Consider the following 23,729-nt stretch of genomic DNA (forward strand, 5'->3'; position numbering starts at 1 on the left):
CAGTGGTGGGCATCGTCTATGGGTTCCGCGTGCGGTCCACGGGCGAGTATCGCTACATCGGGCTGACCACGAAGGGGCTGCAGCGTCGAGTGGGCGAGCATCGCAAGGTCGCGCGAGATGGGCGCAAGACCCCGTTCTACGACTGGTTGAGAAAGACAGCGGATGACGCGTACGAGGTTGTCGTGCTCGAGCGCGTCGTGACGTCTCGTGAAGATCTCGGTCAAGCAGAGATCAGTTGGATCAGTCTCTATCGAGCGACGGGCGATCGTCTGCTGAATCTCTCTGATGGCGGGCTGGGACCTACTGGTGTCGTCTGGACCGCTGAGCAGCGTGAAGCAGCGAGTCGGCGTTCCAAGGGGCGCCCAGGCATTTCCCGCCCTGGTGAGTTGAACCCGATGTGGGGTCACGCGCACAGCGATGAACAAAAAGCACGCTGGGCTGCCTCGCGCAAGGGCAGCAACGCGGGGCCGGAGAATCCGAACTTCGGGAAGTTCGGTTCGGATCATCCCGCATATGGTCGTGTGCTTTCCGCCGAGACGAAGAAGCGGCTGTCGGAGCAGAAGCAAGGCGAGCTCAACGCGAACTTCGGCAAGACCGCGAGTGAAGAGACACGCGCGAAGATGTCGGCGGTGCGAAAAGGCCGGCCGATGCCGTCGAGCGTACGCAACGCTCACACGCGCCACCACACCAACAAGGGCGTCTTCAAAGAGACGTGCCAGCACTGCATCGACGATCGCGATAACGAAAGAGACAGCTCATGACCCTCACCGATCCTGTGAACTCGGCTCAGAATGACCCCGCGCACACGGGCGGCAAGCTGAAGCTCGTCAGCCACGTCAACGCGATCAACTGGAACAAGATTCAAGACGAGAAGGACCTCGAGGTCTGGAACCGCCTGGTCAACAACTTCTGGCTGCCCGAGAAGGTGCCGCTGTCGAACGACATTCAGTCGTGGAACACACTGACGCCTGAGGAGCAGCAACTCACGATGCGCGTGTTCACGGGTCTGACCCTGCTCGACACGATTCAAGGCACGGTCGGTGCGGTCTCGCTCATTCCCGACGCGATCACGCCTCATGAAGAGGCGGTCTACACGAACATCGCGTTCATGGAGTCGGTGCACGCGAAGAGCTACTCGTCGATCTTCTCGACGCTGTGCTCGACGAAAGACATCGACGACGCGTTCCGCTGGTCGGTCGAGAACGAGAACCTTCAGAAGAAGGCCTCGATCGTCATGGAGTACTACCAGGGCGACTCGCCGCTGAAGCGCAAGGTCGCCTCGACCCTGCTCGAGAGCTTCTTGTTCTACTCGGGCTTCTACCTGCCGATGTACTGGTCGTCGCGGGCGAAGCTCACCAACACGGCCGACATGATTCGTCTCATCATTCGCGACGAGGCGGTGCACGGGTACTACATCGGCTACAAGTTCCAGAAGGGGCTCGAGCAGCTCTCGCAGGCCGAGCGCGACGACCTGAAGGACTACACGTTCTCGCTGCTCTACGAGCTCTACGACAACGAGGTGCAGTACACGCAAGACCTCTACGACGGCGTCGGCCTGACCGAAGACGTCAAGAAGTTCTTGCACTACAACGCCAACAAGGCCCTCATGAACCTCGGCTACGAGCCGATGTTCCCGAAGACGGTCACCGACGTGAACCCGGCCATCCTCTCGGCGCTCTCGCCGAACGCGGATGAGAACCACGACTTCTTCTCGGGAAGTGGCTCGTCCTACGTGATCGGCAAGGCCGTTGTCACCGAGGATGAGGACTGGGACTTCTAGTCGCTGGTTGACAGCAGACCCAAGCACCATTCCGCAGGTCCCGTGGAGCCCACCCCAGTACTGGGGGGACGGTTGCTGGGGATGTCCCTGCGATCATCAAGGGCCGGGCCTTACGGCCGGCAGCGCGCCGCCGAGAGCAGGCGCGAGGGGTGATCATGGCGCGAACGCGCTCGTCAGTGCGTAGTCGTTCAGAGATCAGCGCCACCGGGCTCGTGGTCGCGCTGGCGCTGGTGTTCTCGGGTTGCGCCGCGGGCTCCGAGCCTGCGGGGTCGCCGCCCTCAACGAACTCGCCCCCGGCGCAGGAAGTGACGCCGCTCACGCAAGCGGCGCTGGCTTCGATTCTTGCGACGTCGGTCGAAGAGCACCTCGTGCCGGGCGCCTTCGCCGTGGTGACCACGCCGGAAGGCACGGTCTCAGCCGGCTATGGCACGACTTCCCTCGGCGAGGACACGACACCGCAGGCGTCTGACGTGTTCCGCATCGGCTCGGTCACGAAGACGATGACGGCAGCGGTGATCCTGCAGCTGGTCGGCGAGCAGAAACTTGCCTTGACCGACCCGATCGAGCAATTCGTGCCGGGCGTGCCGAACGGGCAGGACATCACGATTGCAAACCTGTTGCAGATGCGCAGCGGCCTGCAGAACTACCTCGACACCGACGGGTTCGCTGCCGTCTTCGATCACGACATGACGACCGTGTGGACTCCGCAACAGCTCGTGGACTTCAGCTTCGCCTACCCGGCCGTCTCCGCTCCCGGCACCGCGTTCGACTACTCGAACACCAACACGACGTTGCTCGGGATGGTTGCCGAGCAGTTGGACGGCAAGCCGCTGCCCGACATCATGCACGACCGGCTCTTCGAACCGCTCGGCATGACCGACACCGAGCTTCCGAGCGCGACCACGACCACCCTGCCAAGCCCGTCGATTCAGGGGTACCAGTACGGCACCTTCCCCATCAATCACCGCCCGCTTCTCACCGCTGATCAACAGGCCGCCGCCGTGGCGGGCACCCTGCAACCCGACATCGTGACGGTGCAGAGTCCGTCATGGTCGTGGGCAGCCGGCGGTGTCGTCTCGACCGCGGACGACCTGATGAAGTGGGCGGAGGCGCTGTCGGGCAGCGATCTGCTCGGCGTCACCCTGCACACGACCTGGCTCGATGACGTCGAGCCGATGGACCCGTCGAATCCGGAGAACGGCCCTCAGTACGGCCTCGGCATCGAGCAGACGCGGTTCGGGTCGAATCGGCTCTACCTGCACGAAGGCGAGCTGCCGGGATTCAACACGTTCGTGGCCACCGACCCCGCGCATGGGGTGAGGTTCGCCATCTGGACGAACCTCGCCCTCTCGCCTGACGGACAGGCCACGGCGAAGGCCGTCGCGGGCGCGCTGATCGGCGAGCTCTACCGCACGAAACTCGGCACTCCGGCTGCGTCTCCGACCGGCGGATGACCTGAGCGCGGCGCTCCGCTCGATACTGAGCGGATGGAGTCCGCCACGGGCACGCGCCAGGAATGGTGTCGCCCGCACGCGATCCACTAGATTGAACTTCCTCGCCGGACCAAGGTCGGCGTCCCCTACGAATCGCACGGATCAGATAGGCCGAATGAGATCAAGCACGAGCGGTCACGCGAACGAATCCGAACCGGTCCCCGAGGCGCTCCCGTATTCTGCGCCTGAAGGTTGGCTGCCGGATTCGCAATATTTCCCGACCTCGGTCATCTGGGTCGTGGGTGGCGTCGCGATTGCGGTCGGCATTGGTTCAGCACTGCTCACCTTGGCGGGGTCGCTGGTGTGGGGCATCGAGCTTTCGGGCTGCTGGCACTGACCGCCACCGCGTTCGGCCTCTTCGCTGTGCGACGGAGTCCTCCAACGCTGATCAATGCCGTGACGCTCGGCCGAGCCACGGCGCGGCCGGTCGACGACTGGGTGCACTTCTGCCGTGAGCGCCCGGTGCGGATCTGGAGCGTGCTGTGGTTGATCTTGATGGGGCTCGGCACCGGTGTGCTGCTCTGGCTCGCGATGCCGGGCGTGCTGGGTGCACCCGGCGGCCTCTGGTGGCTGTTCCTGTTCGTTCCCTTGCTCGTGCTCTGCCTCGTGCCCATTGGGGCCGGGCTGCTCCAACTCATCCTCGACGGCAAGAACACCTCCTTCGGCAGGATCCCGGTGGGACTCACCCTCAGCCGTCATGGCGTGGGGCGGTATCTGGTCGCCGGCGGTGTGAGGTGGGTGCCGTGGGAGATGATCGCCGGCGTTGAGACGCAGCTACACTCTCGCGTCAGCATCAAGCGCATCGGCAAGGCCGAGCCATTGGATTTCACCGCGGGCGTCTTTGAGCAAGACGCGGTGCTGCTGTACTGCGCGGTGCGCTTCTACGCCGAGCACCCCGAACTGCGCAAGGAGCTCAGCACGATCGTCGCGCAGCGCCGCTTCGAAAGTTGGGATCGCGCGCTCAGCGTCCGCTGAGAGACCGAGGTCTCTCGGCGTTCTCGCCCAACGCCCACGAGAACCACCGCTTCCTCTCGAGGAGCGGCTCGTCGTGATCGGCATGATTGTGACTGACGGTGAGGACTGGGACTTCTCGGGTGTTGTGAGAGCTTTCTAGGGCCCGGCCAAGCGCCGGCATAGCGTGTTGGAGGCTGTAGCGGTTGAGGTAGGTTCACCGGGCGGTTTCGCGGGCGGATGTTGCGAGAATGGGTAACGAGTGGATTCATGGGCGGTGACCCATTTCCCCGGGCCGCTCACTACGTCTTGCGCTGGGGGCCGGCTTGCGAACTGCCGACAGCTGCGGTGCCGTTGCCTTCCGTCACCCAGTTTCATCGCGCTAGCGAGCGCCTCATCTTTGCACGCACTCCTCGGGCGGTACTCAGGCGTGGCGGCAGCACCTCGTCGCGTCGCTGTATCTGTCGGAGCCGCAGCGGCCCTGTCAGTGGTCGCACGGACAATGACGATGTGGCAGACCTCTACACCAAGAATGGCCGCCCGCTTCGGCGTTCGGGTGACAAGCTCTTTGCGCGCTCCGGAACGTACGTCGGCCGCATCAAGGGTGACTACGTTTTCGACCCCTCGGGCCGCTACGCCGGCACTATCGCCGGAGACCGCGTGGCGTATCGATCGACTCACACTGCGCGGACTACCGGTCCGTCTGTCTCTGCGAATCGCGCTGGCAGCGGTGCCGCCAATCGTGGCGCCTCGGGTATGTGGGGCGACGAGCCGTCGTTTCCTGACTGAGCCGGAGGGCTGGAATTGAACACTGGCCCTACAGTAAGTCTTGTGAGGGACCTTCCGCTTTCCGCCGGTGGCGACCTGGTCACCCGGCTGGCGCGCGAGCGTGACCCCGTGCGTGCCGTGGTCGAGCTCGTCTGGAATGCCATTGATGCTGAAGCCGACACCGTCCGTGTCCAGCTCGCTCGCTCGGACATGGATGCCATCGAGAGTGTGACTGTCGAGGACGATGGCCATGGCATCACCTCCGATGAGGTGCAGGCGACCTTCGGACGCATCGGTGGATCGTGGAAGGCGCTCGCGACGCGCTCGAAGAACGACAAGCGAGGACTGCACGGGAAGCTCGGCGAAGGTCGTCTGCGTGCCTTCGCTCTGGGGTCGCGGGTGACGTGGGAAAGCGAGGGCGTCAATACGGCGGGCGAGCGCGAGCGCGTCGTCATTGAAGGAGCCAAGGAGCGGGCAGAGCCGTTCGGCTGGGACGCGGTCCCATCGAGCGCCACCGAGACTGGCACTGTCGTGACTGCGCTCAACGAGCAGGACCGGAACCTGAACTCGCTGATCAGCGACACTACGCTGAACACGCTCACCTCCCACTTCGCACCGGTGCTGCTTAACGACGAGTCGCTAACGGTCATCTTCGACGGGGCCAAGCTGGATCCCGCCGACGAGATCCTCGACGACACGACGGTCGATGTTGAGCTTGACAGCGACCCGAGCGCCGTCGTCTTGGTCCGCATCATCGAGTGGCGAACGGGTAAGCACCGGGCGGTCTACTTCGGCGAGGATGCCGAGCGCTTCGTTGTGGAAGCCTCCGGCTCCGAGGTGGAGAGTCAGGCAGCGTTCTCGGCCTACGTCACGTGGGCTGGCTTCGATGTTGAGTCTCTCGCCGATCTCGGTCTCGGCGATATGGCCCCCGATCCGGCCGGAGCCGTCTGGCGCGCTACTCGCACTGCCGTCAAGGAGCACTTCGCGTCGCGCCGGCGCGCGCGTCGTCGGGATCAGATCGACGAGTGGAAGTCCAAGGGCATCTACCCGTACAAAGAGGCGCCCGCTACTGAGGCGGACAAGGCAGAGCGCGCAGTCTTCGACATCGTCTCAAGCGCACTCGTGCCGCAGATACCGAAGCGCAAGGACGGCGCGCAGCTGACGCTCAACTTGCTGCGGGACGCACTCAAGACTGATCCTGAGAACCTGGCGCTCCTGGTGAGCGAGTTCGTCGCGCTTAGCGAGCAGGACCGCCAGGCGCTAACGAAGCTGCTCAGCGAGACAACACTGGCCGGCATCATCCGTAGCGCCAATCTCGTCACGAGCCGAAGCAAGTTCCTCGCTGGCCTTGAGCACCTCCTCTTCGACCCCGACGACTCCAAGAAGGTCGGCGAGCGGGACCATCTCCACAAGATCCTCGAGCACGAACTTTGGATCTTTGGCGAGGAGTACCACTTCATGAACAGCGAGCGAGGGCTCACCCAGATGCTGCGGACGCACCTCAAGCTCGAGGGGCTGCCGACCGGCAATGTCGAGCCGGTTAAACGATGGGACGGGAAGAGCGGCCGTGTCGACCTCCACGTCGCCGCCAAGTCCCAGGAGCACGACCGCGTGCGGCACCTGGTCGTCGAGCTCAAGGCGCCGGGCATCACAGCTGGGCGCGGCGAGCGCGACCAGATCGAGGACTACGTCAACGTGGTCGTCAAGACGTCAGCGTTCGCCAGCGAGCGGGCCATCTGGGACTTCATCCTCGTCGTGACGGACTACGACGACGTGATCGAGAACTCCTTTAAGAGCGAGGGCCGCGAGCTTGGCCTCGTCCTCGAGCCAGACAAGAAGCCGGGCCGTCCGACGGTGCGCGCGTATGTTCGTCGCTGGCGGGACATCATTGACGAGAACAAGCGGCGTCTGGACTTCGTGTCGAGTTCGCTCGAGTTTGATCCGTCCCTCGCTGAGGGTCTCGCTTTCATCCGCAATGAGTACGCGGAGATGCTGCCGGACGACGTCGGGACTACCGAGGCGTCGAGCGGTGACGAGCAGCGAGCGGCCCTGCTCTGAGGTGAGTTCACGGATGATCTGCATGATGTTGTCGCGGTAGCGCGGCTGCACTCGGTGGACCCGCCGATAGTTAGCATTCCCGGAATGCTAAACATGATCATGCGCGCGTGGCTCGCTTGTGCGGAGTGGGGACGCGTAGCCATCCAAGCCAACGGTGACCCAGACGCGATGCGGGCCCTCGACGAGGCGTACAAGAACGCCCGATCAATCGATAAGGCAGGTGGCGCCGGGGCTAATCAGTGACCTTAGTTCAAGCAGTCCGGACCAGCCATCGGGCATAGGCGCGCAGGCAATCGAACGCGAGTGACTATGGCTGCCGAAGACCGCGCCTCTAGAACCCAAACAATGTGACGATCGCGTTTTCGATGGCTCCGAACACCTGCGCGATCAGGACGCCGAACCCGGTCCAGAAAGCACCCCAACCGACCGTCATCACCACAGCCACCAGCGCGACGAGCAAGGACAGAACGCTGATGCCGAATCCCCAACGCTGCGTTCGCATGCCCTCCACGGATGCCGTCAATGAGGCCACCACGCCCAAGATTTGTCGAGTATCTGCGTCCGCTTGAATCAAGAGGTCGGCCTGTTCTCTCTGGACGTTCGCGAGGTAGTCAAGTTGATTTTCCGGGGCTTTCGGCGCCTCCCCCGGCTGCCGGTATTTCGGATCCAATTCGGTCTCGAACTCCGGGACATTCCATTTGTACGTGTAAGCATCCGAAGTGAGCGCCTTGATGCCCGCTGCGATCGCGAGGGTATCGAGACTTCCCCTAAGGAATGACTCTCGCAGGCTCTTGATGCTCCTAATTGATCGCTTTCCGTGAAGCGCGTACGCCGCGTCACGCGACTTGGCAGACTGCCGGGCCTTGAGAGAGAGTAGGGAACTGATCGCCAACCGTGACATGTAGCGACCCACGTCTTCGCTCACCCGGGCCGTGATCGCGCGTATCGTCCGCGGGCGGCCGTTGAAGTATGGCTCGTCGTCGCTAAGAATGTCCGAGAGTCGTCCCGAAAGGTTGAACAGATCGGGCTCATCGATCGGCGAACGTCGATCCGGCTGGTACTCGCTAAATCGCAATCCCGGCAACTCCGGGGCGACAGTCTGATAAAACTGTTGTGCGATTCCCAAGGCAGGCAAGTAATTGCCTATGTCGCGCATGTTGCTTTCGAAAGGCGCGGCAATAGTGGTGACGAGTAGATCCATTACAGGGAGATGGCCTTGAGCCTCCAATGCGAATACGCCGGGAACTCGACGCGAAAGCCACCGACGAACACCGGCTCGCATGCGGGCGCGCTCCTGTTCGATCAGCTCCCCAGACATCTGAATTCGGCTGCGGATGCTATGACCACCGCCGCGTAGAGGCTTGATCTCAGGCTCAGGAACAACGTGAAGCAATCGGTCGAGCGCCAAGGATTCCGGCTCGCTCAGCTCGAATGCGGCGACGATCGCCGTCAGCGAGTTCTGGAGTTCGATCATGGTGATCTCAATCGAACGGTATTCCTTGGGTAGTCGGGTCGGCGTGTATCCCATGAGGTGTGCGGCTGGCTCGTCCGCAGACAGAAGCCGGGCAAGAGTCGTTGAGTTGACCGTCCCTGTTACCCGTGCTCGCCGCACCCGTTCCTGAACGTCGCCATGAGCGGATGGCCACGTCGCACGCCATCCGGCCTTTTGGATATTGCGAGCCATTGAGGCCGCGTAGCTCGGGGGGAACATCTCGACTGCCCAGATCAGCGGCAGGTGAACCTTCTCGTCCGCCGGAACGACGATGTTGTATAGCGGATGCGTCAGCGGCCGAGATCGTTCGTGCTGAAGGCTCTCCGACCTCAACAGCCAGTTGTGGAATCTGCTGAGGCAACGCCGAATCGGCTTCGGTGTGAACCTGTAGCCGCTCCAGCCCATGAACCGACGTAACTGGGAAGACGCAGCATCGGACCAATGACGCGGGCGGCTCGTCTCTCGTTCCTCGGTGGGCACATCAGGAACCCCGTCGGATGAGTTCGGCGGCCCAGCGGCCCTCTGGACCCGTCGAGAGTGCGTCATGCAAGGAGTGTGTCAGGTGCCGACGACGGCCAGGCAGACGACACGAAGCAGCGTTTTGACAGATTGCAGCGAATTGAGACGCGCCTTCAGGTGTGCGGTAAGCGATCCTCTGGGGAACATCCGCTGACGGACCAGTCGCGGGCGGGAGAGCACGAGGCTTGCCGACGCCAAATTTTTTTCCTTGGCCGCCGAGCTAGCACTAGGTCTCCGAGCGTGTGAGCAAGTCATGGCCCTCAATGCCGATCCCAAACTCAGCATTAGTCAGCAAGCAATCTGAGTAGTCGATCCGGCTAGCCATCTCCAACCCGGACGGTCGCCTGATCATCGGTGCCGTCCGTCGCGTCGGCGCGAAGGCTGGGGTCGAACGTCCAGACCGCCAGCGTGACCCCGTTTCGGGGGTCGCCGCCCTGAAGTTCAGTCCTCACGCGTGAGCTGATGTCGCTCAAGGCGTATGCCCTCGGGAAGCTCTCCCAGATGAGCGGGTCATACCTTGGGTGCGAGGACCACAACCCCCAGAAGAGATCCCCCTCGATCATCTGAACAGAACCGTCGTTGAACCGATAGAGCGGGAGGAGTTCGTCGTTGACAGCAGCCACGACGAGATTGACTGAACGCGTTAGCTCGGTGATCAGTACGCCGGCGACGGCACCGTCGACGCCGAACTGGGAGATTGCCTCCGTGTATCTCTGCTCGCCATCGCTGCCGCCGAACCAAGTCTCCTTGTGCCGCCGCCGGATCGAATGTTGATCACGCTCGAGAACGAACGAGTCCGTCAAATGCCTGATGAGCACATCAAGCACCGCTCGATGCGTTTCAAACGCAGCCGCAAGCTTCGGGTAGCGCGGAGGCCAATGCACTCCAGCGAGCCAGCTAGCCGTTTCCGTGAGTGACCGCCATTGAGCGCTGCTGACATACGGGTAGACGAAGTTGAGGCAACGGGTGAGCTCCTCCCATCCCGCAAGGTTAAGGGTGGCTTCCCAACGGTCGATCCGCGCCGCAAGCGCCACCTCCAGGCGGTTCCGGTCCTTATCGACATTGTCCATTGCGACATCGACTCGCGCCTCGTGCGCTGCCTTCATCTTCAGCACCTCAGCCACCGGCCACGCGCGACCGTTGTCCTTGTCGATAACTGTGTGATGGGTGGGGCAAAGAAGGACCAAGTTCTCGTAGTCGTTGAGTGTCTCAGTTGGGTATCGGGGTTCGTGGCGGGGCCCCGTTGGCTTCGATGACCGGATGTGTGCTTCCTCTCCGATCACTCCTCCGGTGCCACTGAATGCTTGGTCCGGTTTTTCGAGATCGCTGATGAGGCGCTGCGCGCACCCGGGAAATGCGCACCGGTTTCCGGCGTTCCCCCACAACGTCTTCCGCACCTCAACGCGCAGGTTGACCAATGTTCCCCCTTGAGATAGTTCTTCAGCCCTACCAGTCGGACAACGACGGTGCCCGCAGCTTCAGGGTAGCGAGGACGGCGTTCCGTGGCTGGTCGTGCCCGTTGGGGTTCCGCGAGCGAGCGCGTAATGCCGTGCGCCGATCGGCTTCCGGACGTCCGGAGCCATCACCCGTGCCGAGCTGATCGCCTCCACGGAGGCGGATCCCTGAGAAATGGGCGGCGAAAGCGTGAGGTGCAGCGTATGGGCGCAACGCGCAGCCAGAACGTCGTGCGGCCCGAAAGGTGCGAGGCTTTCCGAATGACTGATCCATTCCTTGAGGCTTTCGTTCCTCAGTTGCTCGCCACCATTGTCGGCGGCGTGATCGGTGTCTTCGCCGTATGGCTAGCTTTCGGATGGCAGCGGCGAGCGTCGGCCCAGGACGGGGTGGACCAGGCTGTCGAGTACCTGCTGCGTCGCATCGCTGAATACGTCTCGGACCTCGATGCCTATAAGCGGGACATCGGTCTAGTGAACTGGTCCGCCGGCCAACGACCGCAGCGTTACGTTCCGCACGCCGCTGGCGTGTCAATCGCAGTCGAGCTACTGCGGATGCGTACGAAGGGCAAAGAGCGGAAGGTTGCTGATGAGGTCGGCAAGGCATGGAGCCTCGCAGCCGCCGCGACTCTCGACAAACGAGGCACCGCATGTGGCTTCCTGGCTGGGGCAATCTCAGACTGGCGGTTGGGTGCTTCTCCCAGCGAAATCGCTGACGGTCTGGAAACAGTGCGACAGCTCGCACTCAAGGACGACGAATCCGAGATCGGCACAGTAGAGAACTGAGCGGGTCGAAGCTCAGTGCATCGTGGATGTCTTCTGCCCATAAAGGGATCGGCTTACGGGCTAGCACCGGGTGAGCGGCGAACAGTAGCCGTCGGCATACGACGTGGAGCCGGAGCAGTGTTCTGGATCGACGTTGGTGTTGAGCCCCACGTGGTTGCCGCAGGGGAGAATCGAGGTATGACGACGCCGGCCGAGTTTATCGACCGCACGCTTAAAGCCGAGGGATCCGAAGTGCGGGCGCGGGCGGAGGCCGACCGGATCGGCAACGGCCTCAAGTTCTACGGCGCATCGGTCGGCGCGGTGCGCGGCACGGTGCGGGACGCCGATCGGCGGTATCCCGGGATGTCGCACGACGAGTTCACCGCGCTCGCCGCAGAGCTGTGGGCGGAGCCCGTGTTCGAGCGCCGGCTCGCGGCGATCGTCCTCCTGCAGCGCTCGCTGCCCATGCTGCGGGGGAGTGACCTCACCCGCATCGAGCAGTTCGCGCGCGAGGCGCACGTCCCCGAGCTCATCGACCCGCTGGCCATCGACGTGGTTCGCCCGCTGCTCGAGCGGTTGCAGGAGCCGGATGCCACGCGCGCACGACGCATCATCGCTCGCTGGTCGGAGTCCAACGAGCCGAATTTGCGCCGCGCCGCCGGCATGCTCTGATTCGGCATGAAGGCGAGACTGTGCCGGTGACGAATATCGAGCTGGCGCGCGAGGTCGGCACGGTTACCCGCCACGACGCCCAGCGCATGGTGCGGTGGAGCGTCGACCTCGAGCCGTTCGACGCGACTCGGTCAGCGCGACGCGGATGCAGTCCTACGCCGCAACACCACCACGGCGGCGCCCGATGCGATGAGCGCGAGGGCAACGAGGCCGATCGTGCCGTCGAAGCCGGTCTCGGCGAGCTGCTGCTTCGGCGCTGCCGGAGCAGCAGCAGCCGCTGCAGCGGGGGCAACATCTGCGGGCGCTGGCGCAACAGGCACCGTCGGGACTTCGGTCTCTACCGGCGCGGTGATCGTCAGAGGCACCCAGTCGGACGTCAACCAGGTTCCATCCGACAGCTGCCGTGCCTGCACGGCGAACGCGGGCTGATCGGGGCTGTCTGCCGTTGCGGGTTCCCACGGGTCGACGTGAATCTCGAATGCCCCGTTGTCGTCGGTCTCGAACTCTTCGGCCGGAGAGAAAGAGGTGTCCGGCCCGATGCGGCCGTACACGATGTGCCCAGGCTCGTTCGGGATGAAACCGGAACCGGTGACCGTGAAGCCGTCTTCCCATCCGCCGGCGACGAACTCGGTGCGATCGATCACGATGACGGGACTGTCGTCGTCGGGAGTCTCGGGCATATCGTCGGCCACCGCCGAAGTTGCGGCGAGGCCGGCGAGCAGGATGCCCGCGGCCACGGCGATGGCGCCATTTCGGGCGGCCGTGACGTGTCTGATCACTTGTAGTTCTTTCGTTCGGGGAGTCCGGAGCCGAGCCGGGGATTCGCCCGATGAAGATCGAGCGTGGACACCATATCAATGTGGTGCGGCGTGTGATGAGCAAAGCACCTTCCGCCGACATTCCCGCACTTGCTCTGAGTCGGCATGAAGGGGAGACTGCATCGGTGACGGATATCGAGCTCGCCCGCATCGAGGCCGGCACGGTCGCCCTCCACGACGCCCGCCGAAAGGTGCGGTGGAGCGTGGACCTCGAGCCGTTCGAGATCGGGGTGTACCCGGTGACGCAGGAACAGCTCGCCGAGATGCTCGGTGAGACCGCGACGCATCCACGCCGGCCGGCCACGGGCGTGAGTTGGCTGCGTGCGATTCGGTTCTGCAATGCGGCATCCGAGTGGGAAGGGCTCGACTCCGTCTACACCTTCGATGGCGAGGATGTCACCTGGCATGTCGACGCCGACGGGTACCGTCTGCCGACCGAGGCCGAGTGGGAGTTCGCGTGCCGGGCCGGGTCGACGCGCCCGCACTACGGCCCGCTCGACGAGGTCGCCTGGACGAGCGCCGACGGCGTGACGGCACCGCAAGACGTCGGCGGCAAGCATCCGAATCTCAACGGGCTCTTCGACACCCTCGGCAACGTGTGGGAGTGGTGCTGGGACCTGCTCGACCCTGCCCGCTACGACGCCTACCGCGTGTTTCGCGGTGGCGGGTTCGCCGATGACGCTTGGAGCGTGCGGGCCTCGGTGCGCCGGGGCGGCGCCCCGCGCATGCACCACCCCGACGTCGGGTTCCGCGTCGCGCGCGGCGGGTTCGATGCGACGGATGCCGCGCAGGGATGGTCCGCGGAGGCAGACGAAGAGCGCGCGGCGATCGACGGCGCGCTGCCATCCGGATGGACGCCGCGCCGCTAACCGATCTGCCGCTGCCGCGAGCGACGTGTGTCAGCCGGCCGTGTCGCCGACGTGGCGCAGACCTGCGAGCACATGGGCGATGCGGGTGCGGAGTTCGTCGGCGTCGGGCATGCCGAGGTGGAAAGCCAGGCGGTGGTAGATGGGGCCGTACAGCAGGTCGAGGGCGACGCCGAGGTCAGCATCCTCAGGAATCTCGCCTGCACGCTGTGCCGACCGCAAGCGATCTTCGAAGAGCACGATGTTCGGCCGGATGATCTGCTCGCGGAGCTGGGTCGCGAGCGCCGGATCGCGCTGCGCCGCGGCGATGATCGCGGCGACCGGCGACGTGTCCTGCGGGATGTAGAGCGCCACGACCGCGGTCAATTGAGTGTGCAGGTCGCTCGCGACATCACCGGTGTCGGCGTGGCTCGCCGTGCTCGTGGTCAGGTCGGAGACCGCCTCGAGCAGGATCGCGCCCTTCGAGGGCCACCATCGGTAGATGGTCTTCTTGCTGACCCCGGCGCGCTTCGCGATCGCCTCGATCGTCAACTGGGCGAATCCGGTCTCCCGGCAGAGTGCCATCGCGGCTTCGAGGACCGCGACGCGAGCACGCTCGCTGCGTCTGCTGGGATCGGGCGGCGTGGTCACCGAATTCTGCGGCGTGGTCACTCTTTGCAGAGTACACGCTACGTGTCGTGTTGTCTTCCCACTCGGCTATCTGCTACGTTCTGCACACAACACAACACGACACGTAGCGTGTCGTTAGGAAACCAGTGATGACGCCCGGCGGCGTCGCGCGGAGCAGAGGAGCATCATGAGCGTGGCAACTGGATGGCCCGGTGGGATGGCCGATGCAACTGCCGACACGGCGAATATTGAACGGTCCGGCGCCCGTGGGCGTCAGCTGGCGGCTCAGTACCGCGCAGCCATCGATGCCGTAGAGCGGTACCTGGTGCGCCGGGGCGACCTCATCAGCGGCGACATTCTCGAACGCCTGCTCGATGACCTGGCCGACCTGTTTGAGCAGAGCGCCGCCGAAGGCGTCGCGGTGCGGTTGATCGTGGGGGAGGACCCGGTGGAGTTCGCCGACCTGTTCCTCGGCAACTACGCCGAGGGTGAGGCGATCGACGCCGAGCGGAGCCGACTGCGCGAGACGATCGATGCGATCGTCAGCGGTCTGGACGACCCTCTTACGCGTAGGCGAGAGAGGTCGCTCCCATGACGATGAAGAGTGCGCCGGAGACGGCACCGGCGACGCCTCCGAGCGTCAAGAAGAGCCCGCCCCGCACGTGAAACCACGCCACATCCAGCGGCGGGACGTTATCGGCGAGCCAATCGGCGATCTGGTGTCGGCCAACGATCAAAACCGGCGCGATGCACACCTGGATGATCCCTGCGATGAGCAATGCGGTTGGTGTCACGACGCGGGAGTCAGGCCACGAGCCCGTAGGCGCTGGCGGTCGCGAAGAGGTTCCACGCGGCGTGGGCGACGATCGATGGTGCCGTGCGCCGGGTTGCCATTGCGAGTGCGCCGTAGACGATGCCCGCGAACAAGGTGGCTGCGGCGAGGCTGACGCCGTTGACGCCGCCGAGCACCTGCGGCAGGTGCAGTGAGGCGAAGATCGCCGCGGTGACGAGCACGGCGGCGTTCGTCGCCCGGAAGCTGCGGTCTTGGTCCGGCGCGTATCCATCGAACCAGCTCTTCAGCGATGGCTGCAGCATCCCGCGAAAGACGACCTCTTCGATGAACGGCGCGCTGACGACGGAGAGCACGAGCATCGGTACCCAGATCGTCGGGTCGGGCGTGACGATCACGTTCGTGTCGAGCCCGCCGGGGTCGCCGAAGATCATCAGCGCGAAGGCGATGAAGATCGGCCCTCCGAACCACATCACTGCAAGTGCCGCCGGGATCGCGACCAGGTCGACCCACCGGAACGACAGGCCGTAGTCGCGGATGAGACTGCCGGTGCCCCACCTTCGCGAGACGAACACGATCCAGGCGATGACGAGCACCGGCATGGCGAAACTCAGTGCCAGCCAGACCGGGTATGTCACCCACTCGACCGGAATGATCGATGGCCCGATGATGCAGACGACGAAGATGGCGACCCCGCCGAGGGCATGAAGAAGACCCCATCGATGGGCCGACGGGGTCGTGGGCGCGGGGGCGGTGATGACGTCTACGTCGATGACGGTACCGGATGGATCGCCGTCGGCAGAACCGTTCTTCGTCGACGTCATCGGAGAAGTTCAGTCAGCGGCCGCTGCAGCCTCCCGCGGCGGGTTGAACATGAACTCGAAGCGGATGCCGTTGTCGTCTTCGACGAACGACGCGTAGTAGCGCGGGTTGAACCGCGTGAACACCTTCGGTTCGCGTACGGCCGTCCAGCCGGCAGCGACCGCGATGGCGTGCAAGCGGTCGACCTCTTCGCGTGAGTCGATGGGGAAGGCGAGGTGCTGCCAGCCGACCCTTCCGTGCTGATGCGGGCCGGTGTCCGTCTCGCGCGCGGGGAAGAGGATCAGCTCCTCCTCGCCCAAGGACCAGGAGACGCTGCCGTCGGCATCCTGCCGTGTGCAGCCGAGCGCCTGCATCACCGGATCGAACTGGGCGATTGAGCGAGGCAGGTCGTCGACGGTGATGCCGAGGTGATCGAAGAGAGGCATTCGGACATCTTATGAGAGCGCTACAGCTCGAGCGAGTAGGAGAACGCGCGCTCGCCGGTGTCGGGGTTCACGCCGCTGAACCCGTGGCGCTCGTAGAAGCGCTGCGCATCGACGTCTTCGGAGTCGACGTTGATCTCGATCGCCGAGACGCCGAGCGCTTCGGCGTCAGCGAAGAGCAGGTTGATCATCGCCGTGCCGAGCCCATGGCCACGTTGATCGGGTGCGACGTAGAGTTCGTCGAGCAGCGCCACCGGCCCGTCGTACCAGACGTTGCTTCGCAGCGTCACGAGCGCGACTCCCACCGCCGGTTCACCGGCGAGGTAGGCGATCGTGTCGGACTCGGCGAGCAGCGAGTGCAGCCGTTCGGTCAGCACTGCTGTGCCGGGCGTGGGGGTGTCGAACTCGGTGTTGAAGTCGTGCAGTAACTGCGCCACGACCTCGGCATCGTCTGGTGTGGCACGTCGAGCATCGGGACTCGCGGGAAGGTCCGACATGAAGGCCAGAATAATCACGCCGGGCTCGACGCGCCACGTCGCTATGCGGCGGCTCTCAGGGGCTCGAGGGCGGCGAGGATGAGGTCGAGGCCGAAGGTGAACTCATCGGCTGGGTCATAGCCGCCAGCGACGAGCGCCGCGGCGGACTCGTTGAGGTAGGGGAACTCCTCAGGAGGAAGCTGGGGCAGGTAGACGCCCTCGCCCATGTCCGCGAACTCATCGGCGGTGTCGAACGGCAGACCGGCTTCCTGCAGGGCGAAACCGTAGACATAGCTGTCGAGCAACCAGTTGGCGTGCGTCGCCATCACGACCGTGAAGCCAGCCCTCCGCAGGCAGGCGGTGACCGCCTCGTGGTGGCGGAGGTTCGCGGGCCCCGGCGACGTGCGCGACTCCAACAGGCCGATCGCCCACGGGTGGCCTGCGAGAACCTGTCGAGTGGATACTGCCCGCCGTCGCATCGCCGACTGCCAGCCGGTCTCTTCGAGCGGGAGCTCGATCTCCTCGAACACGAGGTCGACCATGGCGTCCAGCAGCTCGTCTTTGCTCGCCACGTAGCGGTAGAGCGACATCGCGCCCGCGCCGAGCTCGCCAGCGAGGCGGCGCATGCTCAGCCCGTCGACCCCCTCGCGGTCGGCGAGCCGGACCGCCTCGACCACCATGCGCTGCTTGCTCAGCCCCGCGTCCGACGCGACCTGGCGTTGTTCTCTCGCAGACACGGTTCTCCTCACACTCTCGACCGGCTTGACAAGCGTACAGCGTACGCGTCATAGTACGGTGTACGCGTACAGTGTACGCAACGGCTGCCACGCCGGCGGCCGGACCGCTTCTCTCGAAAGAAGAACCGATGACCATTCGAACGAAAACGTCGAACCTGCTCGGCAGCCCGCCGATCCCCGTGCGGGCCAAGCTCGCCGCCGCATGGACCAGCTTCATGTTCCTGTACGTCTACGTCGACGTCCTCAACTTCTACAAGCCCGGCGTCGTCGACGGCATCCTGAACGGCCTCGTCTGGAGGTTCGAGGTCAGTTCGACGTTGTTGACCGTCATGCTCGCGTCGGTGGCGATCCCGGCCCTGATGGTGATGCTCTCCATGACGCTGCCCGCCCGGCTCAACCGCGTCACGAACCTCGTCGTCGCATCGCTCTACATCCCCTACTCGGTGTTCAACGCGGCGGGAGCGACCTGGGAGTGGGCCTTCTTCTACGGCCTCTCCATCGGAATCGAGGTGCTGCTCCTGGCCTTCATCCTGCGCTCCGCGTGGACCTGGCCTCGAACTCCCGCCGTTCCAGCCGGTCCCGCGACGACCGACCTTCGGCAGCAGGCATCCGTGTAAACGCGCCTCGTAAGCCCGACGGCGTGAAGCCCGCCGTCGCGGCCACCGGGCGGATCATGACCAGCTCCGTCGTGCAGCAACGTGCTACAGATCGAGGTCGTCGAACTCGCGCCGTAGGTACTTCGGCGCCTGCACCCGCCAGGCCTCGGTCACGAGCTCGGCGAGATGGTCATTGTCGATGCCGGCCATGCGAAACGCAACCTTCGGCTCGCCCCAGCTCGTCGTGGTGCCGAGAAATACCTCGGGCGCCATCTCGCGAAGGGCCAGCGCCTCGACAGGGTCGGCCACCTTGACACCGACCACGAGCTCGGCGGCGATGATCTCGCGCACGTCTGCCGGGATGCTCGGCCACGGGTGGCACTCCCACGCGTAGAGCCTGCCGCGCACGAACCACGCGGCACCGCCGGTGGTCGCACGCTCTTCACTTCCTGGGAGCGCATCGGCGGTACGCCGCAGGTCATCAAGGGTCGCCACGGTGCGAGCCTATGGCGTGCAACCGACACCTGAGCGCCGCCCGGTTGGCGGGCGGGCGCAGTCGGCTCAGAGCCCCCAGTAGTGGGAGGCGGCTGACCCGTTCGCGTTGCTCGCAACAGCCTTGACGCTGACGTACGACATCGGCCCTGCCCCGACTGGGCATGTCACTGGGATGCTGACGGTGCCTGATGACCCACCCGACGTGAGGTGACTGAAACCGCCGGTCGCCAGGTAGTCGCCGTCGGTCAGGGCGTAGTAGATATCGACGGTGTTGCCCTCGCGGGCTTGCCAACCGAAGCTGAGCGTGACGACTTGGCCCGAGGGGTTCTCGCCGCAACTCGCGCGCTCGCCGGGCCACATCCCCGTGATCGCAGGATCATTCGGATGACCCGAACCGCCCGCGCTCGAAGGGGCGTCTCCAGATTCGCCTCCGCTCGAACCATCCGCTTGCGCGTTCGCTTCTGCAGCCTGCTTCGCGGCGGCGGCAGCGGCGTCCGCCGCGGCCTGGCCGGCCTGCTGAGCGACGACGACGGCGTCGGAGGCGACCTTCACGTGGGCGAGTGCTGCCGCGACGTCATCGGCGGTCGCGAGGTCGGCGACCGCTCGGGCGAGCGATTCGCTGGATGCGCCAGCGAGTGGGCTCGCAGCGATGAGCGCTTGAGCCTGCACTTCGGCACTGGCGACGAGGGCCTTCAAGGCGTCGTCGACGGCATCGACAGCAGCCGACACCGCCTCGAGGTCGTCGCCCGCGAGGGCGAACGCGAGCTTCACGCGCGCTGCTTCGAACGCCGCCGCGGCGTTGGGTTGCACTGCCGCACCGAGCGAGGCGGTGAGCCCGTCGAGCCCTGCGTTGAGTCGGGACCCGGAGCCCTTCGCGTCGGCGAGCGCCTCCGCAGCGGCCTGCTGCTCGGCCGCCGCCTCCGTCGCGGCGATCTCGAGGGAGAGCTGCCGATTGTGCGCGTCGACGGCCACCGCGGCGACCGGAATCGAGACGGCGCCGAGCACGATGACGGCGCCGGCCGCTGCGGTCGAGACCTTCGCCCACGCCGGAAACGCAATGAACCGACTCACGAGCTTCACAGCGGGTGTCTTCTTCAGATCGCGGCGGTGACCGCGAACTCCACGAAGAAGTCGGGGGTGGCGAGCTTCGCCTCGACGGTCGCTCGGGCGGGCGGGTTGGCGCCGTCGACCCAGGAGTCCCACACGGAGTTCATCTCGGCGAAGGTCGCGATGTCGGCCAGGTAGATGGTGACGCTGAGGAGCTTGGACTTGTCGCTGCCGACGCCCGCGAGCAGTTCGTCGACGCGCTGCAGGGCGGCACGGCTCTGCTCGCCGGTCGAGGCGCCCTCGGCGACCTGGCCGGCGAGGTACACGGTGTTGCCGTGAACGACCGCCTGGCTCATGCGGGGGCCGGGCTCGACGCGTTGAATGCTCACAGAATCTCCTCGAGTGGTGGGGCGAACGAAGCACAGACTATCGAGTGGCGGGCGCGGCGCGGGGCGGCGCCGACCACACGAGACTCCGGATGTCGCGGCAGCCGTCACCCGTCACCCGGCGGCCGTCGTCGGTCAGCCATCGCTCACGCGCATGCCCGCCGAGCCCAGCACGCGCTCGACCGTGAGTTCGAGCACGACCCGATGCGGGTTGACGCGCGGCTGACGGTAGCGGGCGGCGTAGAGCTCGACGGCGAGAGCGACCGAATCGGGGTCGGAACTCACGCGAACCGGGCCCTCGAAGCTGATCCAGCGCCGCCCGTCGAGGGTGTTGACGCTGGCTCGGCCGCTGCGCTCGGCGTTGACGAACTTCTGCGAGCCGCCGCTGCCGATGATGCGCACGACCCCGTCGAGGTAGGTGATGCCGACCGGCACCGAATGGATGCGCCCATGCCGATCGAGGGTCGAGAGCGTGGCGAGGTGGTACTCCGAGAGGAACTCCCGGGCGAGGTCGGTCAGCATGCCGTGCCGTCAGCCCATCTCGGGCGGCGGCAGCTCGCCCGTGTACATGCCGTAGGTGCGGTCGGCGGCGGCCTTCGCAGCATCCTGCGCAGTGCCGTCGAGTTGCTGCGCCGCAGCCCAGGCGTCGGCCGAGAGTCGCATGAACGACGTGCCCTCGTCGGTCATGACCCACGCCGCAGCCTCGTCGGGGGCGATGCCGCCCGCGCCGCCGACGAAGTGCAGCGCGAGGCCGAGCAGGCCTTGGTCCCAGCCGATGCCGGTGGCCGACGGCCCGAACTGCTCCCACATGCCCTCGGGCAGGCTCGCAGCCGAGGCGACGTTCTCGAGCTCGAGGCGAGTCGACGAGGCATCCACCTCGACGAGCCGGATGTTCACGATCGCGGGCTCGCCCATGCCCATGCCCCACGTGATGGTGTAGCCGGCAATGCCATCGTTCGGCGGATCGCAGCGTTTGATCTCGCCGCCGGCATTGCCCTCGAACTGGTAGCTGCCGCCGAGCCTCAGGTCGCCGCTGATCGGCAGGAACCAGCGCGGAATGCGCTCGGCCGAGGTCACGGCGTCCCACACGTCATCGATCGGAGACGGGTAGGTCTGGGCGAGCGTCTGCACATAGGCGAGCGCGTCGTCGACCTCTTTCGTCTCGATGCTGCGCGTGACGGCGTCGATCTGTGCGTTCACGTCAACCACTTCAGTGCTCCTTCGGTGTCAGGGTCGCGGATGGATGGTCGCGCCCGCGCTCGCCGACGGCAGCTTTGCGTTGCGCCAGCCGGCCGCGCGCGAGCTCGGTGCCGAGCGCGTCGAGCTTCGGTTGCCAGAAGCGCCGGAAGGTGTCGAACCAGGCGTCGGCCTGGGCGAGCGGTTCGGGGTCGACGGCGTAGAGGCGCCGCGCCCCATCGGGTCGCACGGTGACGAAGCCCGACTCCCGCAGCACTCGGAGGTGCTGCGAGACCGCGGGCTGCGAGATGCCGAACTCGGCCTGGATGACGCGGCCGACGTCGCCGGCCGGCGCCTCTCCGTCGGCGATCAGCTCGAGGATGCGGCGTCGCACCGGATCTCCGAGAACATCGAGCGCGTGCATGCTGCCATGATTGCACGCGTGCTTATATAAGTCAAACATTATCTACGCCGTGAGGGGAGTGCTCTCCATTCGCACCGCACCACGTCGCGTGGTGAGATCGGTGTGCGCGACATGGGCGCGCTCGGGGCGCTTGCTTCGGTTGCGTCGGGGCCAGCCCCGATGCATCCGAAGACCGCGTGCCCTAGGGTCGCTGCATGGGTTCGATGGCGACGGCGTATCTCACGGGCTTCGGCGCCTACCTTCCGGGTGACCCGGTCGACAACGACGGCATCGCGGCGCGGCTCGGCGGCGACGACGCGGTCACCGAGCGCATCCGGCGCCGGGTGCTCGACGCGAACGGAATCCGGCAGCGCCACTACGCGCTCGACGAGCACGGCGAACCGACCGAGCTGAACGAAGAGCTCGCCGTCAAGGCGCTGCAGGCGGCGCTCGACGACCGCGGCATTCGAGCCGAAGACCTGCGCATGCTCGCCTGCGCCACCACGATGGGCGACGTGCTCGTGCCGGGCTTCGCGTCGATGGTGCACGGGCGCCTCGGCGGCGGGCCGATGCAGCTGCTGAGCGCGTCGGGCGTGTGCGCCTCGAGCCTCGCGGCGCTGGATGCCGCGGTGAGCAAGATCCGGCTCGGAGACCACCCGCGTGCGGCGGTCGTCGGCTCGGAGCTCTCGAGTCGCAGCCTGCGGCAGCGCCGCTTCGACGGCATCCGCGCCGGCATGGACTCCCACTTCCTGCGCTGGATGCTCTCCGACGGCGCTGGCGCGGCGATCGTCGAGTTCCAGCCGCATCCGACCAAACCGTCGCTGCGGGTCGACTGGGTGCGCCAGGTCTCTCTCGCGCACGAGCACGACGTGTGCATGCGCTCCGGCATGAGCGGCGCCGAGCCGAGCGTCGGCCGCACCTGGCAGGACGTCGACATCGCGGATGCCGACGCGGCCGGCATGTTCGTGCTGCGCCAAGACGTGAGCATGCTCGACGACCTCGCCGAGGCAGGCTTCCGCCAGTTCGAAGAGCTCGTCGACATCGGGCTCGTCGACGTCTCGCACCTCGACCACGTCGTCTGCCACTACAGCACCAACGCGTTCCGCGACCTCGCGTTCGACGCGCTGAGCCGCCGCATCCCGAACCTGAACACCGACCGCTGGTACTCGAACCTCGAGACGCGCGGCAACACCGGGTCGGCGAGCATCTTCATCGCCCTCGAAGAGGCCTGGCGCACCGGCCGCTTCGCGCCAGGCGAGACGGTGCTGCTCGCGGTGCCCGAGTCGGGGCGCTTCTCATTCGCCTTCGCGCATCTCACCGTCGTGGCCCCGCCCGGGCACGCCTCATGACCGCAGCCCGCGCCACATCGGCCCGCACCACCTCACCCAGACGCACCACGCAAGGAGCAGCAGCATGACGATCGACAGCAGCACCGCGACATCCGACACCATCAGCACAGCGGATGCCTCGGCGCCCGCCGGCGTCGACATCCTCGCCGAGCGGCTCGCCGACGTCTGGGTCGAGCTCGAAGAGCGTCTCGACCGGGTGCCCGTGCTCAGCCGACTCGCGGCCGGCACGGTGACCCTGCACGACTACCAGCGGCTGCTCTTCAACCTGCGCCAGCAGGTCGTCGACGGCTCGCCGTGGATCTCGCGCGCCGCCTCGAACTTCGACATCGACCACTTCGAGCTGCGCACGGCGGCCATTCGCCACGCCGAAGAGGAGCACCGCGACTACCTCATGCTCGAGCGCGACTACGTGGCGATCGGCGGCTCGCTCGCCGAGCTGCGCGCCGGCCGCAAGAACCTCGGCTCCGAGGCGCTGTCGGGCTACATGTTCCACTACGCCGACCAGCCGAATCCCGTCGGGCTGCTCGGGGCCATGTTCATCATCGAGGGGCTCGGCGCCAAGCGCGCCGCAGGGTGGGCCGCACGATTCCAGGAGGTGCTCGGACTCGCCGACAGCCAGGTGCACTTCATGCGCTACCACCAGGATGCCGACAGCGCGCACACCGGCGACCTCGAGGCGATTCTCACCTCGGGCATCATCGACGACGGTGCCGCCGACGAGATCGTGCGCTGCGCGCAGGTCGTCGCCCGCCTCTACGCCCTGCAGCTGGAAGAGCTGGACCACTGAC

27 protein-coding genes are annotated in these 23,729 nt (G+C 65.7%); 13 read left to right on the forward strand and 14 right to left on the reverse strand.

Going from position 1 to position 23,729, the window contains the following annotated elements; genetic code table 11:
* Positions 1-2 precede the first annotated feature (2 nt).
* The 6 genes from H521_RS21265 (at position 3) to H521_RS21275 (ending at position 7,050) form a co-directional block, all read left to right on the forward strand.
* Positions 3-761, forward strand: coding sequence for an NUMOD3 domain-containing DNA-binding protein (locus tag H521_RS21265; protein ID WP_245560920.1), 759 nt, complete (start codon positions 3-5; stop codon positions 759-761).
* Positions 758-1,780 (forward strand): class 1b ribonucleoside-diphosphate reductase subunit beta, encoded by a 1,023-nt coding sequence (gene nrdF / locus H521_RS0103205; RefSeq protein ID WP_022891593.1) that lies wholly within the window; start codon positions 758-760, stop codon positions 1,778-1,780. The genes H521_RS21265 and nrdF overlap by 4 nt, the downstream gene beginning before the upstream one ends.
* Positions 1,781-1,956: 176 nt before the next feature.
* Positions 1,957-3,234 (forward strand): serine hydrolase domain-containing protein, encoded by a 1,278-nt coding sequence (locus H521_RS21270; protein ID WP_156891255.1) that lies wholly within the window; start codon positions 1,957-1,959, stop codon positions 3,232-3,234.
* Positions 3,235-3,388: 154 nt separating this feature from the next.
* On the forward strand, positions 3,389-3,610 hold the full coding sequence (locus H521_RS26210; protein ID WP_156891256.1) for a hypothetical protein: 222 nt from the start codon (positions 3,389-3,391) through the stop codon (positions 3,608-3,610).
* Positions 3,611-3,669: 59 nt separating this feature from the next.
* Positions 3,670-4,248 (forward strand): hypothetical protein, encoded by a 579-nt coding sequence (locus H521_RS0103215; protein ID WP_156891257.1) that lies wholly within the window; start codon positions 3,670-3,672, stop codon positions 4,246-4,248.
* Positions 4,249-5,055: 807 nt separating this feature from the next.
* Positions 5,056-7,050, forward strand: a complete 1,995-nt coding sequence (locus H521_RS21275; protein WP_022891596.1) for an ATP-binding protein — start codon at positions 5,056-5,058, stop codon at positions 7,048-7,050.
* A gap of 331 nt (positions 7,051-7,381) precedes the next feature.
* Here the strand turns inward: H521_RS21275 and H521_RS0103225 are convergent, their stop codons facing one another.
* Together H521_RS0103225 and H521_RS0103230 are read right to left on the reverse strand one after the other, a co-directional pair.
* Positions 7,382-8,947, reverse strand: a complete 1,566-nt coding sequence (locus H521_RS0103225) for a hypothetical protein (RefSeq protein WP_156891258.1) — start codon at positions 8,945-8,947, stop codon at positions 7,382-7,384.
* Positions 8,948-9,378: 431 nt separating this feature from the next.
* Positions 9,379-10,479 carry an HNH endonuclease gene (locus tag H521_RS0103230; RefSeq protein ID WP_156891259.1) on the reverse strand — a complete coding sequence of 367 codons (1,101 nt, stop codon included), beginning with the start codon at positions 10,477-10,479 and terminating at the stop codon, positions 9,379-9,381.
* A gap of 297 nt (positions 10,480-10,776) precedes the next feature.
* On the opposite strand from H521_RS0103230, the gene H521_RS0103235 reads away from it, so the two are divergent.
* Positions 10,777-11,298: a hypothetical protein gene (locus H521_RS0103235; protein WP_022891599.1), complete on the forward strand. Its 522-nt coding sequence runs from the start codon at positions 10,777-10,779 to the stop codon at positions 11,296-11,298.
* 177 nt (positions 11,299-11,475) lie between these two features.
* Positions 11,476-11,949 carry a DNA alkylation repair protein gene (locus H521_RS0103240; protein WP_022891600.1) on the forward strand — a complete coding sequence of 158 codons (474 nt, stop codon included), beginning with the start codon at positions 11,476-11,478 and terminating at the stop codon, positions 11,947-11,949.
* A 131-nt stretch (positions 11,950-12,080) separates the two neighbouring features.
* On the opposite strand, the gene H521_RS0103245 is transcribed toward H521_RS0103240, so the two are convergent.
* The gene (locus tag H521_RS0103245; RefSeq protein ID WP_022891601.1) at positions 12,081-12,728 is read right to left on the reverse strand and encodes a hypothetical protein; all 648 of its coding nucleotides are present in this window, start codon (positions 12,726-12,728) and stop codon (positions 12,081-12,083) included.
* A 164-nt stretch (positions 12,729-12,892) separates the two neighbouring features.
* Here H521_RS0103245 and H521_RS0103250 point away from each other — a divergent pair, with 164 nt between their 5' ends.
* Positions 12,893-13,636: a formylglycine-generating enzyme family protein gene (locus tag H521_RS0103250; RefSeq protein WP_026481849.1), complete on the forward strand. Its 744-nt coding sequence runs from the start codon at positions 12,893-12,895 to the stop codon at positions 13,634-13,636.
* Positions 13,637-13,666: 30 nt separating this feature from the next.
* Here the strand turns inward: H521_RS0103250 and H521_RS0103255 are convergent, their stop codons facing one another.
* Complete coding sequence (locus H521_RS0103255) at positions 13,667-14,284, reverse strand: TetR/AcrR family transcriptional regulator (RefSeq protein ID WP_022891602.1); 618 nt, start codon at positions 14,282-14,284, stop codon at positions 13,667-13,669.
* A gap of 145 nt (positions 14,285-14,429) precedes the next feature.
* Here H521_RS0103255 and H521_RS21280 point away from each other — a divergent pair, with 145 nt between their 5' ends.
* Positions 14,430-14,837, forward strand: a complete 408-nt coding sequence (locus tag H521_RS21280) for a DUF1048 domain-containing protein (protein WP_211215459.1) — start codon at positions 14,430-14,432, stop codon at positions 14,835-14,837.
* A 209-nt stretch (positions 14,838-15,046) separates the two neighbouring features.
* Here H521_RS21280 and H521_RS0103265 read toward each other — a convergent pair whose 3' ends face one another.
* Genes H521_RS0103265 through H521_RS0103280 form a run of 4 tightly spaced genes read right to left on the reverse strand, consistent with a single transcriptional unit; the run spans position 15,047 to position 17,489 of the window.
* Positions 15,047-15,856: a CPBP family intramembrane glutamic endopeptidase gene (locus tag H521_RS0103265; protein ID WP_022891604.1), complete on the reverse strand. Its 810-nt coding sequence runs from the start codon at positions 15,854-15,856 to the stop codon at positions 15,047-15,049.
* A 9-nt stretch (positions 15,857-15,865) separates the two neighbouring features.
* Positions 15,866-16,279 (reverse strand): VOC family protein, encoded by a 414-nt coding sequence (locus H521_RS0103270; protein ID WP_022891605.1) that lies wholly within the window; start codon positions 16,277-16,279, stop codon positions 15,866-15,868.
* A 20-nt stretch (positions 16,280-16,299) separates the two neighbouring features.
* Complete coding sequence (locus H521_RS0103275) at positions 16,300-16,773, reverse strand: GNAT family N-acetyltransferase (protein WP_022891606.1); 474 nt, start codon at positions 16,771-16,773, stop codon at positions 16,300-16,302.
* 41 nt (positions 16,774-16,814) lie between these two features.
* Positions 16,815-17,489, reverse strand: coding sequence for a TetR/AcrR family transcriptional regulator (locus tag H521_RS0103280; protein WP_022891607.1), 675 nt, complete (start codon positions 17,487-17,489; stop codon positions 16,815-16,817).
* A 128-nt stretch (positions 17,490-17,617) separates the two neighbouring features.
* Here H521_RS0103280 and H521_RS0103285 point away from each other — a divergent pair, with 128 nt between their 5' ends.
* On the forward strand, positions 17,618-18,106 hold the full coding sequence (locus H521_RS0103285; RefSeq protein WP_022891608.1) for a DUF6326 family protein: 489 nt from the start codon (positions 17,618-17,620) through the stop codon (positions 18,104-18,106).
* Between the two features lie 84 nt (positions 18,107-18,190).
* Here H521_RS0103285 and H521_RS0103290 read toward each other — a convergent pair whose 3' ends face one another.
* From H521_RS0103290 to H521_RS0103315, 6 genes are all read right to left on the reverse strand, one after another.
* A complete protein-coding gene (locus H521_RS0103290; protein ID WP_022891609.1) occupies positions 18,191-18,580 on the reverse strand; it encodes an MmcQ/YjbR family DNA-binding protein in 390 nt (129 codons plus the stop codon).
* 66 nt (positions 18,581-18,646) lie between these two features.
* Positions 18,647-19,660, reverse strand: coding sequence for a hypothetical protein (locus H521_RS0103295; protein ID WP_022891610.1), 1,014 nt, complete (start codon positions 19,658-19,660; stop codon positions 18,647-18,649).
* A 14-nt stretch (positions 19,661-19,674) separates the two neighbouring features.
* Entirely contained in the window at positions 19,675-20,016 is a 342-nt protein-coding gene (locus H521_RS0103300) for a RidA family protein (protein WP_022891611.1), read from the reverse strand.
* A gap of 132 nt (positions 20,017-20,148) precedes the next feature.
* The gene (locus H521_RS0103305) at positions 20,149-20,535 is read right to left on the reverse strand and encodes a PPOX class F420-dependent oxidoreductase (protein WP_022891612.1); all 387 of its coding nucleotides are present in this window, start codon (positions 20,533-20,535) and stop codon (positions 20,149-20,151) included.
* 9 nt (positions 20,536-20,544) lie between these two features.
* Complete coding sequence (locus H521_RS0103310) at positions 20,545-21,222, reverse strand: SRPBCC domain-containing protein (protein WP_022891613.1); 678 nt, start codon at positions 21,220-21,222, stop codon at positions 20,545-20,547.
* Between the two features lies 1 nt (position 21,223).
* Positions 21,224-21,613, reverse strand: a complete 390-nt coding sequence (locus H521_RS0103315) for an ArsR/SmtB family transcription factor (RefSeq protein ID WP_022891614.1) — start codon at positions 21,611-21,613, stop codon at positions 21,224-21,226.
* 194 nt (positions 21,614-21,807) lie between these two features.
* On the opposite strand from H521_RS0103315, the gene H521_RS0103320 reads away from it, so the two are divergent.
* Both H521_RS0103320 and H521_RS0103325 read left to right on the forward strand, forming a co-directional pair.
* Positions 21,808-22,941: a 3-oxoacyl-[acyl-carrier-protein] synthase III C-terminal domain-containing protein gene (locus H521_RS0103320; RefSeq protein WP_051159133.1), complete on the forward strand. Its 1,134-nt coding sequence runs from the start codon at positions 21,808-21,810 to the stop codon at positions 22,939-22,941.
* A 64-nt stretch (positions 22,942-23,005) separates the two neighbouring features.
* Positions 23,006-23,728, forward strand: coding sequence for an iron-containing redox enzyme family protein (locus H521_RS0103325; RefSeq protein ID WP_084511845.1), 723 nt, complete (start codon positions 23,006-23,008; stop codon positions 23,726-23,728).
* The last annotated feature ends 1 nt before the right edge of the window (position 23,729 follow it).

It is taken from the genome of Agromyces subbeticus DSM 16689, assembly GCF_000421565.1.
Classification (GTDB): Bacteria; Actinomycetota; Actinomycetes; order Actinomycetales; family Microbacteriaceae; genus Agromyces; species Agromyces subbeticus.

Excerpts from the sequence above, each read along its gene's own strand:
- H521_RS21280 (WP_211215459.1), top strand. The coding sequence starts at position 14,430 with ATGAGCGTGGCAACTGGATGGCCCGGTGGGATGGCCGATGCAACTGCC.
- nrdF (WP_022891593.1), top strand. The coding sequence starts at position 758 with ATGACCCTCACCGATCCTGTGAACTCGGCTCAGAATGACCCCGCGCAC.
- H521_RS0103285 (WP_022891608.1), top strand. The coding sequence starts at position 17,618 with ATGACCATTCGAACGAAAACGTCGAACCTGCTCGGCAGCCCGCCGATC.
- H521_RS0103275 (WP_022891606.1), bottom strand. The coding sequence starts at position 16,773 with ATGTCGGACCTTCCCGCGAGTCCCGATGCTCGACGTGCCACACCAGAC.
- H521_RS0103270 (WP_022891605.1), bottom strand. The coding sequence starts at position 16,279 with ATGCCTCTCTTCGATCACCTCGGCATCACCGTCGACGACCTGCCTCGC.
- H521_RS0103235 (WP_022891599.1), top strand. The coding sequence starts at position 10,777 with ATGACTGATCCATTCCTTGAGGCTTTCGTTCCTCAGTTGCTCGCCACC.
- H521_RS0103325 (WP_084511845.1), top strand. The coding sequence starts at position 23,006 with ATGACGATCGACAGCAGCACCGCGACATCCGACACCATCAGCACAGCG.
- H521_RS0103265 (WP_022891604.1), bottom strand. The coding sequence starts at position 15,856 with ATGACGTCGACGAAGAACGGTTCTGCCGACGGCGATCCATCCGGTACC.
- H521_RS0103305 (WP_022891612.1), bottom strand. The coding sequence starts at position 20,535 with ATGCTGACCGACCTCGCCCGGGAGTTCCTCTCGGAGTACCACCTCGCC.
- H521_RS0103240 (WP_022891600.1), top strand. The coding sequence starts at position 11,476 with ATGACGACGCCGGCCGAGTTTATCGACCGCACGCTTAAAGCCGAGGGA.
- H521_RS0103320 (WP_051159133.1), top strand. The coding sequence starts at position 21,808 with ATGGGTTCGATGGCGACGGCGTATCTCACGGGCTTCGGCGCCTACCTT.
- H521_RS0103315 (WP_022891614.1), bottom strand. The coding sequence starts at position 21,613 with ATGCACGCGCTCGATGTTCTCGGAGATCCGGTGCGACGCCGCATCCTC.
- H521_RS0103225 (WP_156891258.1), bottom strand. The coding sequence starts at position 8,947 with ATGGGCTGGAGCGGCTACAGGTTCACACCGAAGCCGATTCGGCGTTGC.
- H521_RS26210 (WP_156891256.1), top strand. The coding sequence starts at position 3,389 with ATGAGATCAAGCACGAGCGGTCACGCGAACGAATCCGAACCGGTCCCC.